This is a genomic window from Mycobacterium kyorinense (genome assembly GCF_002101735.1).
Lineage (GTDB): Bacteria > Actinomycetota > Actinomycetes > Mycobacteriales > Mycobacteriaceae > Mycobacterium > Mycobacterium kyorinense.
In genome coordinates, this window is record NZ_LQPE01000176.1 from 14,877 (window position 1) to 30,127 (window position 15,251).

Sequence of the window (15,251 nt, forward strand, 5' to 3'; positions counted from 1 at the left end):
GATACGTCCCCGCCGTCCCGAGCCAGGTCACCCGGCCAGCCATACTAGTCGAGTGGGGCTGACCTTCGGAACGCTAATCGCCTTGTTTTTGCTGATAGTGCCGGGGGCAATCGTCGCACGCAGCGCCCAGCTAACTTGGCCCGTCGCGATCGCGGTTGGCCCCGCCCTGACTTACGGCGTCGTCGCGCTGGCCATCATCCCGTTCGGCGCCGTCGGAATCCCTTGGAACGCTTGGACAGCGCTGGCCGCCCTGGCCGTCGTCACCGTGGTGGTGGCCGCTTTGCGGGCGCTGCTGGCCCGCTACCGCGACGCCGAAGGCGAAGCGCGGGCCGTGACGGGCTGGCCGGCCGCCACAGTGGCGGCCGGTGTGCTGTTGGGGGTGCTGTTGATCTGGTTCGCGGCGCTGCGCGGCATCCCGCACTGGCAATCGATCCCCAGCACCTGGGATGCGGTCTGGCACGCCAACACCGTCAAGTTCATCCTCGACACCGGCCAGGCCTCTTCGACCCACATGGGTGAGCTGCGCAACGTGGAGACCCACACGCTGCTCTACTACCCGTCGGCGTTCCACGCGCTGGCCGCGGTGGACTGCCAGCTGACCGGCGCGGCGGCCACCACCGGTTACACCCTGAGCTCGCTGGCCGCGGCGATCTGGCTCTTTCCCGTCAGCGCGGCGGTGCTCACCTGGCGGGTGCTGCGCACCCACAGCAGCGAGTGGCAGACCGCCGGGACGGCTGCCACCGCGGCCGCGCTGTCGGCGTCGTTCACCGCGGTGCCCTACGTCGAGTTCGACACCGCCGCGATGCCCAACCTGACCGCCTACGGGCTCGCGGTGCCCGCGTTCGCGTTGATCACCTCCACGCTGCGGCACCGCGACCGCATCCCGCTGGCAGTGCTGGCGCTGGTGGGCGTCTTTTCGGTGCACATCACCGGCGGCGTCGTCGTCGTGCTGTTGCTGGCCGCGTGGTGGCTGATGGAGGCGCTGTGGCAGCCGGTGCGCGGCCGGCTCGCCGACGTGGGGACTCTGGCCGCGGTCGCGGTGCCGACGGCCCTGGTCCTGCTGCCCCAGTTCTGGGCGGTCAAGCAGCAGGAAGACATCATCGCGGGGCACTCCTTCCTGACCTACCTGTCCAAGAAGCGGGGGCTGTTCGACGCGGTGTTCCAGCATTCCCGCCACCTCAACGACTTCCCGGTGCAGTACGCGCTGATCCTGATCGCGGCGGTCGGCGGGTTCGTCCTGCTGGTCCGCAGGATCTGGTGGCCGCTGGCGGTGTGGCTGCTGCTGGTCGTGGTGAACGTCGACGCCGGAACACCATTGGGCGGCCCGATCGGACGGCTGGCCGGCGCCTTCGGCGAGTTCTTCTACAAAGATCCGCGCCGGATCGCGGCGGCGACGACGCTGCTGTTGATGCTGATGGCCGGTGTCGGGCTGTTCAATATGGTCGCGTTCGTTGTCCGGCTGCTGGCGGGCCGGCGGCTGTCCGCCCCGGCGTTGGCCTCGGTCACCGCGGCGGTGCTGCTGGCGGCCGTCCTGGTCAGCACCTGGCATTACTTTCCGCGGCACCGGTTTCTGTTCGGCGACAAGTACGACTCGGTGATGATCGACCAGCGGGACCTGGAGGCGATGGCGTACCTGGCCCGGCTGCCCGGCGCCCGGAACACCCTGATCGGCAACGCCAACACCGACGGCACGGCCTGGATGTACGCGGTGGCCGGCCTGCACCCGCTGTGGACGCACTACGACTACCCGCAGCAGCAGGGCCCCGGCTATCACCGGTTCAACTTCTGGGCCTACGCCGACGACGCCGACACCGATCCGCGGGCGGCCGAGGCGATTCGGGTACTCAACATCCGCTACGTCCTGACCAGCACGCCGACGGTCCGGGGGTTCGCCATGCCCGACGGGCTAGTCTCACTCGAGAAGTCCAAGTCGTGGGTGAAGATCTATGACAACGGCGAAGCCCGCATCTTCGAGTGGCGCGGCGCCCCGACGACTTGACAAATCATGACGAGGATGGTGACTGCATTGAGTACCGACAACAGCGACGACAACGTCGAGATCATCGGCGTCGACCCGCGGCTGATGGCCGACCGGACCGACGACGAGGACGATGACCAGTCGCTGACCGACCTGGTCGAGCAGCCCGCGAAGGTGATGCGGATCGGGACGATGATCAAGCAGCTGCTCGAAGAGGTCCGCGCGGCACCGCTCGACGACGCCAGCCGCAACCGGCTGCGCGAAATCCACGCCACCAGCATCCGCGAGCTCGAAGAGGGGCTGGCGCCGGAGCTGCGCGAAGAACTCGACCGGTTGACGCTGCCGTTCAGCAACAACACGCCGTCGGATGCCGAACTGCGGATCGCGCAGGCCCAGCTGGTCGGCTGGCTGGAAGGCCTGTTCCACGGCATCCAGACGGCCTTGTTCGCCCAGCAGATGGCCGCCCGCGCGCAACTCGAGCAGATGCGCCACGGCGCACTGCCGCCGGGGGTCAGCAGGGGCGGGCACGGTCAGTCGGGCACCGGGCAGTACCTGTAAGTAGACGTCCGTGGCAGCACCCCACATCGAGACGCGCAACGCGTGGGTGGAGTTTCCCATCTTCGACGCCAAGTCACGCTCGCTGAAGAAGACCTTCTTAGGCAAGGCCGGCGGCACGATCGGGCGCAACACCTCCAACGTCGTCGTCATCGAGGCGCTGCGCGACATCACCCTGACGCTGGGGTTGGGCGACCGGGTGGGCCTGGTCGGGCACAACGGCGCCGGGAAATCGACTCTGCTGCGGCTGCTTTCGGGCATCTACGAACCCACCCGCGGCTCGGCGTCGGTCACCGGCCGGGTGGCGCCGGTCTTCGATCTCGGGGTAGGGATGGACCCGGAGATCTCCGGTTACGAGAACATCATCATCCGCGGCCTGTTCCTCGGGCAGACACGACGCCAGATGCTGGCCAAGGTCGACGAGATCGCCGAGTTCACCGAACTCGGCGACTACCTGTCGATGCCGCTGCGCACCTACTCCACCGGGATGCGGGTGCGCCTCGCGATGGGCGTGGTCACCAGCATCGACCCGGAGATCCTGCTGCTCGACGAGGGTATCGGCGCGGTGGACGCCGAGTTTCTGAAGAAGGCTCAGACCCGGCTGCAGCGCCTGGTGGAGCGCTCCGGAATCCTGGTGTTCGCAAGCCATTCCAACGAATTCCTGGCGCGGCTGTGCAAGACCGCGATGTGGATCGACCACGGCACCATCAGGATGACCGGCGGCATCGAGGACGTCGTGCGCGCCTACGAGGGCGAGGACGCCGCCCGGCATGTGCGCGAAGTGCTCGACGAGGTGCCCGGATGATCTGCGCCGTCGTCGTCACCCATCGGCGACCCGACGAGCTGGCCAAGTCGCTGGACGTGTTGACCACCCAAAGCCGGCTGCCGGACCACCTGATCGTGGTCGACAACGCCGACGAGAACCGGGTCCGCGAGCTGGTGACCGGTCAGCCGATCCCGACGACGTATCTGGGATCTCGCCGAAACCTCGGCGGCGCAGGCGGTTTCGCGCTCGGCATCCTGCACGCGTTGGCATTGGGCGCCGACTGGGTGTGGCTGGCCGACGACGACGGCCACCCGGCCGACAGCCAGGTGCTGGCCACGCTGCTGGCGTGCGCCGACAAGCACGGCCTGGCCGAGGTGTCGCCGATGGTGTGCAACGCCGACGACCCGGCGCGGCTGGCCTTTCCCTTGCGGCGGGGCCTGGTGTGGCGGCGGTTCGCGGCCGAGCTGCGCACGGTCGAGGGGCAGGAGCTGCTGCCGGGCATCGCGTCGTTGTTCAACGGCGCGCTGTTTCGGGCCTCGACGTTCGACGCGATCGGTGTTCCCGACTTGCGGCTGTTCATCCGCGGCGACGAGGTGGAGATGCATCGCCGCCTGGTGCGCTCCGGGCTGGCGTTCGGCACCTGCCTGGACACCGCCTATCTGCACCCCTGCGGGTCGGCGGAGTTCAAGGCGATCCTGGGCGGGCGGATGCACACGCAGTATCCGGAAGACCCGGGCAAGCGGTTCTTCACCTACCGCAACCGCGGCTACCTGCTTTCGCAGCCGGGCCTGCGTCGACTGCTCGTCCAGGAGTGGCTGCGGTTCGGCTGGTTCTTCCTGGTGTCCCGCCGCGACGTCAAAGGCCTCGCGGAGTGGATTCGGTTGCGGCGCTTGGGCCGTCGCGAGAGGTTCGGTAGGCCATGACGATCCTCGATGTCGCGGCGCAGTCCAAGACGCTGACCCGGGCCTGGCGAGATTTGGTCGACGGGTTCGCTCGTCGCGAGCTGTGGCTGCACCTGGGCTGGCAGGACATCAAACAGCGGTACCGCCGCTCGGTGCTCGGCCCGTTCTGGATCACGATCGCGACGGGCACCACCGCCGTCGCGATGGGCGGCTTGTACTCCAAGCTGTTTCACCTCGAGTTGGCGGTGCACCTGCCCTACGTCACGCTCGGGCTGATCGTCTGGAACCTGATCAACGCCGCGATCATGGAAGGCGCCGACGTGTTCGTCGCCAACGAGGGCCTGATCAAGCAGTTGCCGGCGCCGCTGAGCCTGCACGTCTACCGGCTGATGTGGCGGCAGGTAATCCTGTTCGCGCACAACATCGTCATCTATGTCGTGATCGCGATCATCTATCCGAAACCGTGGTCGTGGGCCGACCTGTCGGTGATCCCCGCTTTGGGGTTGATCGTGCTCAACGCGGTATGGGTGTCACTGTGTTTCGGCATCCTGGCGACGCGCTACCGCGACATCGGCCCGCTGCTGTTTTCCGTCGTGCAGTTGCTGTTCTTCATGACGCCGATCATCTGGAACGACGACACACTGCGGCAGCAGGGCGCGGGCCGGTGGGGCCAGATCGTCGAGCTCAACCCGCTGCTGCACTACCTCGACATCGTGCGCGCCCCGCTGCTGGGCGCCCATCAGGAGCTGCGGCACTGGGTGGTGGTGGTGGTGCTGACCGTCGTGGGGTGGATTCTCGCGGCATTTGCCATGCGCCAGTACCGCGCCCGCGTGCCGTACTGGGTGTAGAGCGTCGCGATCGCCATTACTACTTTGGTGCTACCACGGTAGTATTTCGGTATGAAATTGAGTGTCAGCCTCTCCGACGAAGACGTCCAAGTGCTGGACGCCTACGTAGAACGGGAGGGATTACCGTCGCGGTCCGCAGGTTTGCAGCGGGCGATTCGTCTGCTTCGCTACCCCGCTCTGGAGGATGACTACGACAAAGCGTGGGCGGAGTGGTCGACAGCCGGCGAGGACATTGTCTGGGAGGACACTACGGACGACGGGCTCGGCGATGCGGCGCGGTGAAATCTGGCAGGTCGACTTCGATCCCATTCGCGGTAACGAAGCCAACAAGCAGCGCCCGGCCGTGATCGTCAGCAACGACCGCGCCAATGCGACAGCCGCCCGGCTCGGGCGTGGCGTAATCACCGTTGTACCCGTCACGAGCAACGTCTCGACGATCTATCCGTTTCAAGTATTGCTGCCCGCAGCAACGACCGGTCTCGCAGTCGATTCCAAAGCACAAGCCGAACAGATCAGATCCATTGCAACTCAACGCCTTCGGCGGCGGCTGGGTCGAGTGCCGCTCCGTGAGCTCGCGCGACTCGATGACGCGTTGCGCCTGCACCTGGAATTGTGATCATTGCGGTGAAGCGGACGCGCGGCCGCTTCCTGGCCAGTGCCTTCCGGCTGGTGTGGATGCCCGGATCCACCTACCTCGCCCACGCCGCGTCGCGAGATCGCAGCCAGGGCTATGGTTCTGGGCCGATCCACGACCATGGCCGCGATCTCGGCCGCGGTTGAGCGCATCCGTCTGCGGGTATCCGATTGACCCGACGGACGGAGGGCTGACTATGGGTGCGACCGACAAGGCCAGAAACAAGGTGCAGGAGCTGACCGGCAAGGCGAAGGAAAACATTGGCCGTGTCACCGGTAACCGCAGGCTCGAGAATCGTGGCATCGGAGACCGGGCCAAATCGGAGCTGAAGGGCGCCGGCGAGAAGGTCAAGGACGCGTTTCGCGGACGCGGCGGCCGACGTATCTCTTGACCGCGAAACGCCACCACGCCGATTCGCCATAGGAATAATCGGAACAAACTGCAGACAACAATCGAGGCGCTCCGGGCTGGCAATCGCCGCTGCGCCCTGAGGACAGGTGCGAAGGGTGAGCGAGGAAGTCGAATCCACAGGGCTTTCCGATGAGTCGCGCGAACGCATTACGGCGGAGTTGGATCGACTCCGGGAACGACGGGAACGCCTCGAGGTCGAGGTCAGAAACGACCGCGGCAGCGTCAGCGATCACGCCGACGCCGCCGACGCCATCCAGCGCGCCGACGAGCTGGCCGGCCTCGACGAGCGGATCATCGAACTCGACAGGCTGCTGCGGACCGGGCCGTCTCCGTCGAACGGAACCGGCACGCTGCCCGGCGGCACCGAGGTAACCGTACGGTTCGACGACGGCTCGGTGGTGACCATGCATGTGATCTCCGTCGTCGAAGAGACCCCGGTCGGCCGTGAAGCCGAGACGCTGACGGCGGGCAGCCCGTTGGGCATGGCATTGTCCGGTCGCAAACCCGGCGACAAGGTCACCTACACCACGCCCGCGGGCGAAAGCCAGGTCGAGCTGCTCGACGTCAAATACCCGACGTAGGCCATTGGTGTATCACGACCTCTGCTCACCGTGATACGGTGGCCATATGAAGACGCTTAGGCTCGATCCTGCGCTGGAGAAGCGGCTGCAGCGTGCCGCCACGGTCGCCGGCGAGTCGCTCTCGGAGTTCATCCGGCGGGCCGCTGCCCAGCGCGCCGATGCGGTGTTGAACGCCGGAGGTCTCGAGGACTTCGCCGATGTGGTGGGAGCGATCCGCGGCGGCGGTGGCCGAGCCCGCCGAACCGGCACGGCATTTGCCGACATCCTCGCTGACCGCCAACGCGCCGAGTGACGCTCACTGATGCGGGTCCTCTAATCGCCCTGATCGACGCCGACGAGGCCGACCATGAAACCTGTGTATTGGCCCTTCGGACGCTGCGGCTGCCTTTAATCACTACTTGGCCAGCCTTTACCGAGGCGATGTACTTGCTGGGTCGGGCCGGGGGCGCGGCCGGCCAGCAAGCCCTCTGGAAACTGCTGCTGAGTGGCCGGTTGGACATCGCCGAACTCTCCGCCGCGGCGCTCGAACGCGCTGCTGCGTTGATGGACAAATATGCCGATCTACCCATGGACCTAGCAGACGCCACTCTCATTGCGCTGGCGGAAGAACGCGGTGAGCGGCGGATCTTCGCCTTAGACACCGACTTTCAGGTCTATCGCATCCACGGCCGTACGCGCTTCGAGATCATCCCCGGTTGAGGGGGCTGGCCTTTGACAGCGGCAGCATTAATCGGCCAGCTCGCGCCGTAAACTTCCCGGGATGGCCGAGATCGCCCCGCCGCGCGCGCACCTGAGTTTGACCACGCAGGTGTGGCGATTTGTCGTCACCGGCGGGCTGTCGGCGATCGTCGACTTCGGGCTCTACGTGCTGCTCTACAAGGCGGTGGGCATGCAGGTGGACCTGGCGAAGGCGACCAGTTTCGTCGCCGGCACCATCACCGCCTACCTGATCAACCGCCGATGGACGTTCCAGGCCGAGCCGAGCACCGCCCGGTTCCTGGTGGTCATGGCGCTCTACGGGGTCACTTTCGCCGTGCAGGTTGGGCTCAATCACTTGTGCCTGGCGCTGCTGGACTACCGGGCCTGGGCGGTACCCGTCGCGTTCGCGATCGCGCAGGGCACCGCGTCGGTGATCAACTTCGTCGTGCAGCGCTCGGTGATCTTCCGGCTGCGCTGACGCCGCCCGCGCAGGCGGTACCCTCTTTCACGATGTCTTCCAGGTTTCCCACCACCACGAAGCGGCTGACCGGCTGGGGCCGCACCGCGCCGTCGGTGGCGCAGGTGCTGTCCACGCCCGATCCCGAGGTGATCGCCGAGGCCGTGGCCCAGGTGGCCGATGCCGGCGGGCGCGGCGTGATCGCCCGCGGACTGGGCCGCTCCTACGGCGACAACGCGCAAAACGGCGGCGGGCTGGTCATCGACATGACGGCGCTCAACCGCATCCACTCGATGGACGCCGACACCCGCCTGGTCGACGTCGACGCGGGAGTCAACCTCGACCAGCTGATGAAGGCCGCGCTGCCATTCGGGTTGTGGGTGCCGGTGCTGCCCGGCACCCGGCAGGTCACCATCGGCGGCGCGATCGCCTGCGACATCCACGGCAAGAACCACCACAGCGCGGGCAGCTTCGGTCAGCATGTGCGGTCGATGGATCTGCTGACCGCCTCCGGAGAAATCCGCCGTCTGACGCCCGACGGCGAGGACGCCGAGCTGTTCTGGGCAACCGTGGGCGGCAACGGGCTGACCGGCATCGTGCTGCGTGCCACCGTCGAGATGACCCCAACCGAGACGGCGTATTTCATCGCCGACGGCGACGTCACCGCCGGCCTCGACGAGACCATCGCGTTCCACAGCGACGGCAGCGAGGCCAACTACACCTACTCGTCTGCCTGGTTCGACGCGATCAGCCCGCCGCCCAAGCTCGGGCGCGCCGTGATTTCAAGGGGCTCCCTGGCAACCGTGGATCAATTACCCAAGAAGCTGCAGAAGAATCCACTTAAATTCGATGCGCCACAATACTTTACAACGCCTGACATTTTTCCGAGCGGCCTGGGTAACAAGCTGATCTTTGGCACAATGACCGAGCTGTGGTACCGCAAGGCCGGGAAGTATCGGGGCAAAGCCCAAAACCTCACGCAGTTCTACCACCCGCTCGACATGGTCGGAGAGTGGAACCGTGCTTACGGTCCTGCCGGTTTCGGCCAGTACCAATTCGTGGTGCCCACCGACGCCGTCGAGGAGTTCAAGGGCATCATGTACGATATCCAGAAGTCGGGCCACTACTCGTTCCTCAACGTGTTCAAGCTATTCGGCCCGAGCAACCAAGCGCCGCTGAGCTTTCCGATTCCCGGTTGGAACGTCTGCGTCGACTTCCAGATCAAGCCCGGGCTGGGCGCATTTCTGAATGAACTCGACCGTCGCGTCCTGGAATTCGGCGGCCGGGTCTACACCGCCAAGGATTCCCGCACCACCGCGGAGATGTTCCATGCCATGTATCCGCGCATCGACGAGTGGATTGCGGTGCGCCGCAAGGTCGATCCGACCGGTGTGTTCGTATCCGACATGGCCCGACGTTTGGAGCTGCTGTAGATGGTCTTTGACGCCGTTGGTAATCCGCAGACCATCCTGCTGCTCGGGGGAACCTCCGAAATCGGTCTTGCGATCTGCGAGCGCTACCTGCAGAACGCGCACGCCCGGATTGTGTTGGCCTGCATGCCCGACGACCCGGGCCGCGACGACGCGGTGGCACAGATGAAAGCCGCCGGCGCCAAAGCGGTCGAAGTCATCGACTTCGACGCGGTCGACACCGACAGCCACCCCACGGTGATCGAGCAGGCCTTCGCCGACGGCGATGTCGACGTCGCGATCGTCGCCTTCGGGCTTCTCGGCGACGCCGAAGAACTCTGGCAGAACCAGCGCAAAGCGGTGCAGATCGCCGAAGTCAACTACACCGCAGCGGTTTCGGTGGGTGTGCTGCTCGGCGAGAAGATGCGCGCTCAGGGCTTCGGCCAGATCATCGCGATGAGCTCGGCCGCCGGCGAACGGGTCCGACGCTCCAACTTCGTCTACGGCTCCACCAAAGCCGGACTGGACGGCTTCTACCTCGGCCTCGGTGAGGCGTTGCGCGAGTACGGCGTTCGGGTTCTGGTGATCCGGCCCGGTCAGGTGCGGACCCGGATGAGCGCCCACATCAAAGAAGCGCCATTGACCGTCGACAAAGAGTACGTCGCCAACCTCGCGGTCACCGCATCCGCGAAAGGTAAGGAATTAGTTTGGGCGCCAGGAGCATTCCGCTATGTGATGATGGTGTTGCGACACATCCCGCGGCCCATCTTCCGCAAGCTACCCATCTGAGCATGCGGAACGCGCTGGCCACCATCGGCCAGATGCTGCTCGCCGTCGCGGTGGCCGGTGCGGTCGCGGTGATTTCGCTGCGAGCCATCGCCAGCGTGAACTGGCCGGCCTACCCGTCGTCGAACCAACTGCACGCCCTGACCACAGTGGGCCAGGTCGGCTGCCTCGTCGGGCTCCTCGCAGTCGGCTGGTGGTGGCGGCGCGGCACAGCGCGCTGGCTGGCACAGCTCGGCGGGCTGGTATTCGTGTCGGCGTTCTCGGTGGTGACGCTGGGCATGCCGCTGGGCGCCACCAAGCTCTACCTGCACGGCATCTCGGTCGACCAGCAATTCCGCACCGAATACCTGACCCGGCTCACCGACAGCTCCGCCCTGGCCGACATGACCTACAAAGGCCTGCCGCCGTTCTATCCGCCCGGCTGGTTCTGGATCGGTGGACGCGTCGCCGCGCTGACCGGAACACCGGCCTGGGAGATGTACAAGCCGTGGGCGATCACCTCGATCACGATCGCGGTCGCGGTGGCGCTGGTGTTGTGGTGGCGGATGATCCGCTTCGAATACGCGTTGGCCGTGACGGCCGCCACCGCCGCGGTGACGCTGGCCTACGGCTCCCCCGAACCGTACTCGGCGATGATCACGGTGCTGCTGCCGCCGGTGCTGGTTCTGACGTGGTCGGGGCTGCGGGCTGGCGAGCGTGCGGCCCACGCCGGCTGGGCGGCGGTGATCGGCGCCGGGATCTTCCTCGGCTTCACCGCCACCTTCTACACCTTGCTGTTTGTGTTCAGCGCGTTCACGGTGACCCTGATGGCGGTATTGGTGGCCGCAGCCCGGCGGCGTATCGACCCGCTGATCCGGCTGGCCGTCATCGCCGTCGTCGCAGCGGTTATCGGGGCGACCACCTGGCTGCCGTTCGCGCTGCGCGTCGCGCGTGATCCGGTCAGCAATACCGGCAGCGCCTTCCACTACCTGCCGGCCGACGGCGCCGAGCTGACCTTCCCGATGCTGCAGTTCACCCTGCTGGGCGCGCTGTGCATGCTCGGCACGCTGTGGCTGGTGGTGCGCGCTCGCACGTCGACGCGGGCCGGCGCCCTGGCGATCGGCGTGGTCGCCGTCTACCTGTGGTCGCTGCTGTCGATGCTGACCACGCTGGCGCGGACCACGCTGCTGTCGTTTCGGCTGCAGCCGACGCTGACCGTGCTGCTGGCCGCGGCCGGGGCGTTCGGCTTCATCGAAGGAACCCGCGCGCTGGCCGGGCGCAGCCGCAGCGTGCTGCCGGTGGCGGTTGCCCTCGGGCTGGCCGGCGCGATCGGGTTCAGCCAGGACATTCCCGGCGTGCTGCGGGCCGACATCACCATCGCCTACACCGACACCGACGGCCACGGCCACCGCGGCGATCGCCGCCCGCCCAGCGCCGAGAAGTACTATCCCGCCATCGACGCCACCATCGCCCAGCTAACCCGCACGCCGCGCGACGAAACCGTCGTGCTGACAGCCGATTACAGCTTCCTGTCGTACTACCCCTACTGGGGTTTCCAGGGGTTGACGTCGCACTACGCCAACCCGCTGGCACAGTTCGACAAGCGGGCCGCGGCCATCAAGGCCTGGTCGAAACTCAAGAGGGCCGACCAACTCGTCCACGCCCTCGACACGCTGCCCTGGCAGCCGCCGACCGTCTTCCTGATGCGCCGCGGCGCCAACGACACCTACACGCTGCGGCTGGCCGAAGACGTCTACCCCAACCAGCCCAACGTGCGTCGCTACACGGTGGACTTCAAAGCCGCACTGTTCGCCGACCCGCGCTTCACCGTCAAAGACATCGGGCCCTTCGTGCTAGCCGTCCGGACCGCGCGCTGATGGCCACCGAGACCGCCCAGACCGGGCAACTACGATCTAGCCCCGTGGACGACACGGGAGCAAACTATCGGGCCGCCCGTGTCGTCGCCGTCGTCGCCGGTCTGCTCGGGACATTGCTGGCGCTCGCCACTCCGCTGCTGCCGGTCAAACAGACCACCGCGGAACTGAACTGGCCGCAAAACGGTGTGCTTGCCAGCGTCGACGCGCCGCTGATCGGCTACGTGGCCACCGACCTGAACATCGCGATTCCGTGCCAGGCCGCGGCCGAGCTGAGCAAAACCAAGACGGTGCTGTTGTCCACCGTGCCCAAGCAGGCCCCGAAAGCCGTCGACCGCGGGCTGTTGATCGAGCGGGTCAACGACGACCTGTTGGTCATCGTCCGCAACACACCGGTGGTGGTGGCCCCGCTGACCCAGGTACTAGGTCCGGCCTGCCGGAAGCTGACCTTCACCGCGCACGCCGACAAGGTCATCGGCGAATTCGTCGGGCTCCGGCAAGGCCCCAACGCCGAGCATCCCGGTCAGGCGCTGCGTGGCGAGCGCGGCGGCTACGACTTCCGCCCACAAATCGTCGGCGTCTTCACCGACCTGTCCGGACCCGCGCCGCCCGGCCTGACGTTCTCGGCGACGATCGACACCCGCTACAGCAGTGCGCCGACACCGCTGAAGCTGGGCGCGATGATCCTCGGGGTCGCCTTGACGATCGCCGCGCTGGTCGCGCTGCACATCCTGGACACCTCCGACTCCACCCGGCACCGCCGGTTCCTGCCGCCGCGGTGGTGGTCGGTTACCGGGCTCGACGCCCTGGTCGCGGCGGTACTGGTGTGGTGGCATTTCGTCGGGGCCAACACCGCCGACGACGGCTACATCCTGACCATGGCCCGGGTGTCCGAGCATGCCGGCTACATGGCGAACTACTACCGCTGGTTCGGCACCCCGGAGGCGCCGTTCGGCTGGTACTACGACCTGCTGGCGCTGTGGGCGCACGTCACCACCGCCAGCATCTGGATGCGGCTACCCACGCTGCTGATGGCGCTGGCCTGCTGGTGGGTGATCAGCCGCGAGGTCATTCCGCGGCTCGGTGACGCCGTCAAGCACAGCCGCGCCGCGGCGTGGACGGCGGCCGGCGTGTTCCTGGCGTTCTGGCTGCCGCTGAACAACGGGTTGCGGCCCGAGCCGATCATCGCGCTGGGCATCTTGCTGACCTGGTGTTCGGTGGAGCGGGCGGTGGCCACCAGCCGGCTGCTGCCCGTGGCGATCGCCTGCATCATCGGCGCGCTGACCCTGTTCTCCGGGCCGACGGGCATCGCGTCGATCGGGGCGCTGCTGGTGGCGATCGGCCCGCTGCGCACGATCCTGCACCGCCGCACCAAACGCTTCGGCGTGCTGCCGCTGGTCGCGCCGATCCTGGCCGCGGTGAGCGTCACCGTGATCCTGATCTTCCGGGACCAGACGTTCGCCGGCGAGATCCAGGCCAACATGCTCAAGTCCGCCGTCGGACCCAGCCTGAGCTGGTTCGACGAGCACATCCGCTACGAGCGGCTGTTCATGGCCAGCCCCGACGGGTCGGTGGCCCGTCGCTTCGCGGTGCTGGCGCTGCTGGTCGCGCTGGCGGTGTCGGTGGCAATGTCGTTGCGCAAGGGCAGAATTCCGGGCACCGCCGCCGGACCCAGCCGGCGCATCATCGGCATCACGATCATCTCGTTCATCGCGATGATGTTCACCCCCACCAAGTGGACTCACCACTTCGGGGTGTTCGCCGGGCTGGCCGGTTCGCTGGGCGCGCTCGCCGCCGTCGCCGTGACGGCAGCAGCCATGCGCTCGCGGCGCAACCGCACCATGTTCGCCGCGCTGGTGCTGTTCGTGGTCGCGCTGTCGTTCGCCAGCGTCAACGGCTGGTGGTATGTCTCGAATTTCGGCGTGCCGTGGTCAAACGCGTTCCCGGAGTGGCACTTTGGCTTCACCACCGTGCTGCTCGGCCTGACGGTCGCGGTGCTGCTGGTCGCGGCGTGGTTCCACTTCGTCAACAACGGCGAGTCGTCGCCGCGCCGCCTGCCACGAATTGTGCAGTCGCCGTTGGGGATTGCCGCCTGGTTCTTGGTCTTCTTCGAGGTGCTGTCGCTGACGCTGGGCATGACCGACCAATACCCGGCGTGGTCGGTGGGCCGCTCCAATCTGGAGGCTCTGGCTGGCAAGACCTGCGGGATGGCCGACGACGTGCTGGTGGAGCAGGACCCCAACGCCGGCATGCTGACGCCGGTCGGGGCACCGCTCAAGGACTCGCTGGGCGCCGCCTTCGCGGAAGGCTTCGACCCCAACGGGATTCCCGCCGATGTGTCCGCCGACCCGGTGATGGAACGACCCGGCGACCGCAGTTTCGTGAGCGACGACGGCATGGTCACCAGCAGCGAGGCCGGCACCGAAGGCGGCACCACCGCCGCGCCGGGCATCAACGGGTCGCGGGCACGGGTGCCGTACAACCTCGACCCGGCCCGCACCCCGGTGCTGGGCAGCTGGCGCTCCGGCGCGCAGGTGCCGGCGCTGCTGCGCTCTGCCTGGTATCGGCTGCCGCCGAGGAACGAGGTCGGGCCGCTGCTGGTGGTGTCGGCGGCGGGCCGGTTCGACCCCGGCGAGGTGCAGGTGCAGTGGGCCGGCGATGACGGAAAACCAGCCGGCTCAATGGGATTCGCTGATGTCGGAGCGGCACCGGCGTGGCGCAACCTCCGTGCGCCGCTGGCGGCGCTCCCCGACGGCGCCACCCAGGTGCGGGTGGTCGCCACCGACGACGACCTGGCGCCGCAGCATTGGATTGCGGTGACGCCGCCGCGCATTCCGCGGCTGCGCACGCTGCAGCAGGTGGTCGGCTCGACCGATCCGGTGCTGCTGGACTGGCTGGTCGGTCTGGCGTTTCCCTGCCAGCGGCCGTTCGGTCATCAAAACGGCGTCATCGAGGCACCCAAGTGGCGGATCCTGCCGGACCGGTTCGGCGCCGAGGCCAACTCGCCGGTGATGGACAACAACGGCGGTGGGCCGCTGGGTGTCACCGAGTTGCTGGACCGCGCCACCACCGTGTCGACCTATCTGAAGGACGACTGGTTCCGCGACTGGGGCGCGCTGCAGCAGTTGACGCCGTACTACCCGGACGCAACCCCGGCTCGCCTGGACCTGGGCACGGCCACTCGCAGTGGGTTGTGGAGCCCGGCGCCGCTGCGCAAGACATGACCACGAAAGCGCGAGCGAACCCTTGCCCGTGCAGGGATCCGACCCTCTAAACTGTCGTTGGTTATCCGGACCTCAGCTACTAGAAACCTTGGTCTGTCTTCAGATGTGTAGGACGGGCATCGATCAATGACCCGCACTACCAAGAAGG

General features: G+C 67.1%; 17 protein-coding genes. All 17 read left to right on the top strand.

All coding sequences use genetic code 11. The features are described 5' to 3' along the window. Positions 1 to 52 precede the first annotated feature (52 nt). The 17 genes from AWC14_RS27130 (at position 53) to AWC14_RS27205 (ending at position 15,103) form a co-directional block, all read left to right on the top strand. A complete protein-coding gene (locus tag AWC14_RS27130) occupies positions 53 to 1,999 on the top strand; it encodes a DUF6541 family protein (protein WP_045375251.1) in 1,947 nt (648 codons plus the stop codon). Positions 2,000 to 2,002: 3 nt separating this feature from the next. Continuing rightward, entirely contained in the window at positions 2,003 to 2,536 is a 534-nt protein-coding gene (locus AWC14_RS27135; RefSeq protein WP_193393831.1) for a bacterial proteasome activator family protein, read from the top strand. 10 nt (positions 2,537 to 2,546) lie between these two features. Then, positions 2,547 to 3,338 carry a galactan export ABC transporter ATP-binding subunit Wzt/RfbE gene (gene wzt / locus AWC14_RS27140; RefSeq protein ID WP_045375249.1) on the top strand — a complete coding sequence of 264 codons (792 nt, stop codon included), beginning with the start codon at positions 2,547 to 2,549 and terminating at the stop codon, positions 3,336 to 3,338. Then, complete coding sequence (glfT1, locus tag AWC14_RS27145) at positions 3,335 to 4,222, top strand: galactofuranosyltransferase GlfT1 (RefSeq protein ID WP_045375247.1); 888 nt, start codon at positions 3,335 to 3,337, stop codon at positions 4,220 to 4,222. The genes wzt and glfT1 overlap by 4 nt, the downstream gene beginning before the upstream one ends. Further along, positions 4,219 to 5,049 (top strand): galactan export ABC transporter permease subunit Wzm/RfbD, encoded by an 831-nt coding sequence (gene wzm, locus AWC14_RS27150; RefSeq protein ID WP_045375245.1) that lies wholly within the window; start codon positions 4,219 to 4,221, stop codon positions 5,047 to 5,049. Before glfT1 ends, wzm begins: the two co-directional genes overlap by 4 nt. Positions 5,050 to 5,100: 51 nt before the next feature. Continuing rightward, positions 5,101 to 5,331, top strand: coding sequence for a ribbon-helix-helix domain-containing protein (locus tag AWC14_RS27155; protein WP_045375244.1), 231 nt, complete (start codon positions 5,101 to 5,103; stop codon positions 5,329 to 5,331). Then, positions 5,318 to 5,665: a type II toxin-antitoxin system PemK/MazF family toxin gene (locus AWC14_RS27160; RefSeq protein ID WP_045375242.1), complete on the top strand. Its 348-nt coding sequence runs from the start codon at positions 5,318 to 5,320 to the stop codon at positions 5,663 to 5,665. The genes AWC14_RS27155 and AWC14_RS27160 overlap by 14 nt, the downstream gene beginning before the upstream one ends. Positions 5,666 to 5,673: 8 nt before the next feature. Further along, complete coding sequence (locus AWC14_RS28855; protein ID WP_156419163.1) at positions 5,674 to 5,829, top strand: hypothetical protein; 156 nt, start codon at positions 5,674 to 5,676, stop codon at positions 5,827 to 5,829. Positions 5,830 to 5,879: 50 nt separating this feature from the next. Then, positions 5,880 to 6,074: a CsbD family protein gene (locus AWC14_RS27165; RefSeq protein WP_045375240.1), complete on the top strand. Its 195-nt coding sequence runs from the start codon at positions 5,880 to 5,882 to the stop codon at positions 6,072 to 6,074. Between the two features lie 115 nt (positions 6,075 to 6,189). Then, positions 6,190 to 6,675, top strand: coding sequence for a GreA/GreB family elongation factor (locus tag AWC14_RS27170; RefSeq protein WP_045375238.1), 486 nt, complete (start codon positions 6,190 to 6,192; stop codon positions 6,673 to 6,675). A 46-nt stretch (positions 6,676 to 6,721) separates the two neighbouring features. Then, positions 6,722 to 6,967 (top strand): type II toxin -antitoxin system TacA 1-like antitoxin, encoded by a 246-nt coding sequence (locus AWC14_RS27175; protein ID WP_045375236.1) that lies wholly within the window; start codon positions 6,722 to 6,724, stop codon positions 6,965 to 6,967. Then, entirely contained in the window at positions 6,964 to 7,374 is a 411-nt protein-coding gene (locus tag AWC14_RS27180) for a type II toxin-antitoxin system VapC family toxin (protein WP_045375234.1), read from the top strand. The genes AWC14_RS27175 and AWC14_RS27180 overlap by 4 nt, the downstream gene beginning before the upstream one ends. A gap of 61 nt (positions 7,375 to 7,435) precedes the next feature. Continuing rightward, positions 7,436 to 7,852 carry a GtrA family protein gene (locus tag AWC14_RS27185; protein ID WP_045375232.1) on the top strand — a complete coding sequence of 139 codons (417 nt, stop codon included), beginning with the start codon at positions 7,436 to 7,438 and terminating at the stop codon, positions 7,850 to 7,852. A 32-nt stretch (positions 7,853 to 7,884) separates the two neighbouring features. Further along, positions 7,885 to 9,264, top strand: a complete 1,380-nt coding sequence (gene dprE1 / locus AWC14_RS27190) for a decaprenylphosphoryl-beta-D-ribose oxidase (RefSeq protein ID WP_045375230.1) — start codon at positions 7,885 to 7,887, stop codon at positions 9,262 to 9,264. Then, positions 9,265 to 10,029, top strand: coding sequence for a decaprenylphospho-beta-D-erythro-pentofuranosid-2-ulose 2-reductase (gene dprE2 / locus AWC14_RS27195; protein WP_045375228.1), 765 nt, complete (start codon positions 9,265 to 9,267; stop codon positions 10,027 to 10,029). Between the two features lie 2 nt (positions 10,030 to 10,031). Continuing rightward, positions 10,032 to 11,882: a galactan 5-O-arabinofuranosyltransferase gene (locus tag AWC14_RS27200; RefSeq protein ID WP_057003312.1), complete on the top strand. Its 1,851-nt coding sequence runs from the start codon at positions 10,032 to 10,034 to the stop codon at positions 11,880 to 11,882. Continuing rightward, complete coding sequence (locus AWC14_RS27205) at positions 11,882 to 15,103, top strand: arabinosyltransferase domain-containing protein (RefSeq protein WP_085241536.1); 3,222 nt, start codon at positions 11,882 to 11,884, stop codon at positions 15,101 to 15,103. The genes AWC14_RS27200 and AWC14_RS27205 overlap by 1 nt, the downstream gene beginning before the upstream one ends. Positions 15,104 to 15,251 lie beyond the last annotated feature (148 nt).

Bases quoted from the DNA above. Each gene is read 5' to 3' on its own strand.
- glfT1 (WP_045375247.1), top strand. From the start codon at position 3,335: ATGATCTGCGCCGTCGTCGTCACCCATCGGCGACCCGACGAGCTGGCC.
- wzm (WP_045375245.1), top strand. From the start codon at position 4,219: ATGACGATCCTCGATGTCGCGGCGCAGTCCAAGACGCTGACCCGGGCC.
- AWC14_RS27155 (WP_045375244.1), top strand. From the start codon at position 5,101: ATGAAATTGAGTGTCAGCCTCTCCGACGAAGACGTCCAAGTGCTGGAC.
- AWC14_RS27160 (WP_045375242.1), top strand. From the start codon at position 5,318: ATGCGGCGCGGTGAAATCTGGCAGGTCGACTTCGATCCCATTCGCGGT.
- AWC14_RS27165 (WP_045375240.1), top strand. From the start codon at position 5,880: ATGGGTGCGACCGACAAGGCCAGAAACAAGGTGCAGGAGCTGACCGGC.
- AWC14_RS27175 (WP_045375236.1), top strand. From the start codon at position 6,722: ATGAAGACGCTTAGGCTCGATCCTGCGCTGGAGAAGCGGCTGCAGCGT.
- AWC14_RS27185 (WP_045375232.1), top strand. From the start codon at position 7,436: ATGGCCGAGATCGCCCCGCCGCGCGCGCACCTGAGTTTGACCACGCAG.
- dprE1 (WP_045375230.1), top strand. From the start codon at position 7,885: ATGTCTTCCAGGTTTCCCACCACCACGAAGCGGCTGACCGGCTGGGGC.
- dprE2 (WP_045375228.1), top strand. From the start codon at position 9,265: ATGGTCTTTGACGCCGTTGGTAATCCGCAGACCATCCTGCTGCTCGGG.
- AWC14_RS27200 (WP_057003312.1), top strand. From the start codon at position 10,032: ATGCGGAACGCGCTGGCCACCATCGGCCAGATGCTGCTCGCCGTCGCG.
- AWC14_RS27205 (WP_085241536.1), top strand. From the start codon at position 11,882: ATGGCCACCGAGACCGCCCAGACCGGGCAACTACGATCTAGCCCCGTG.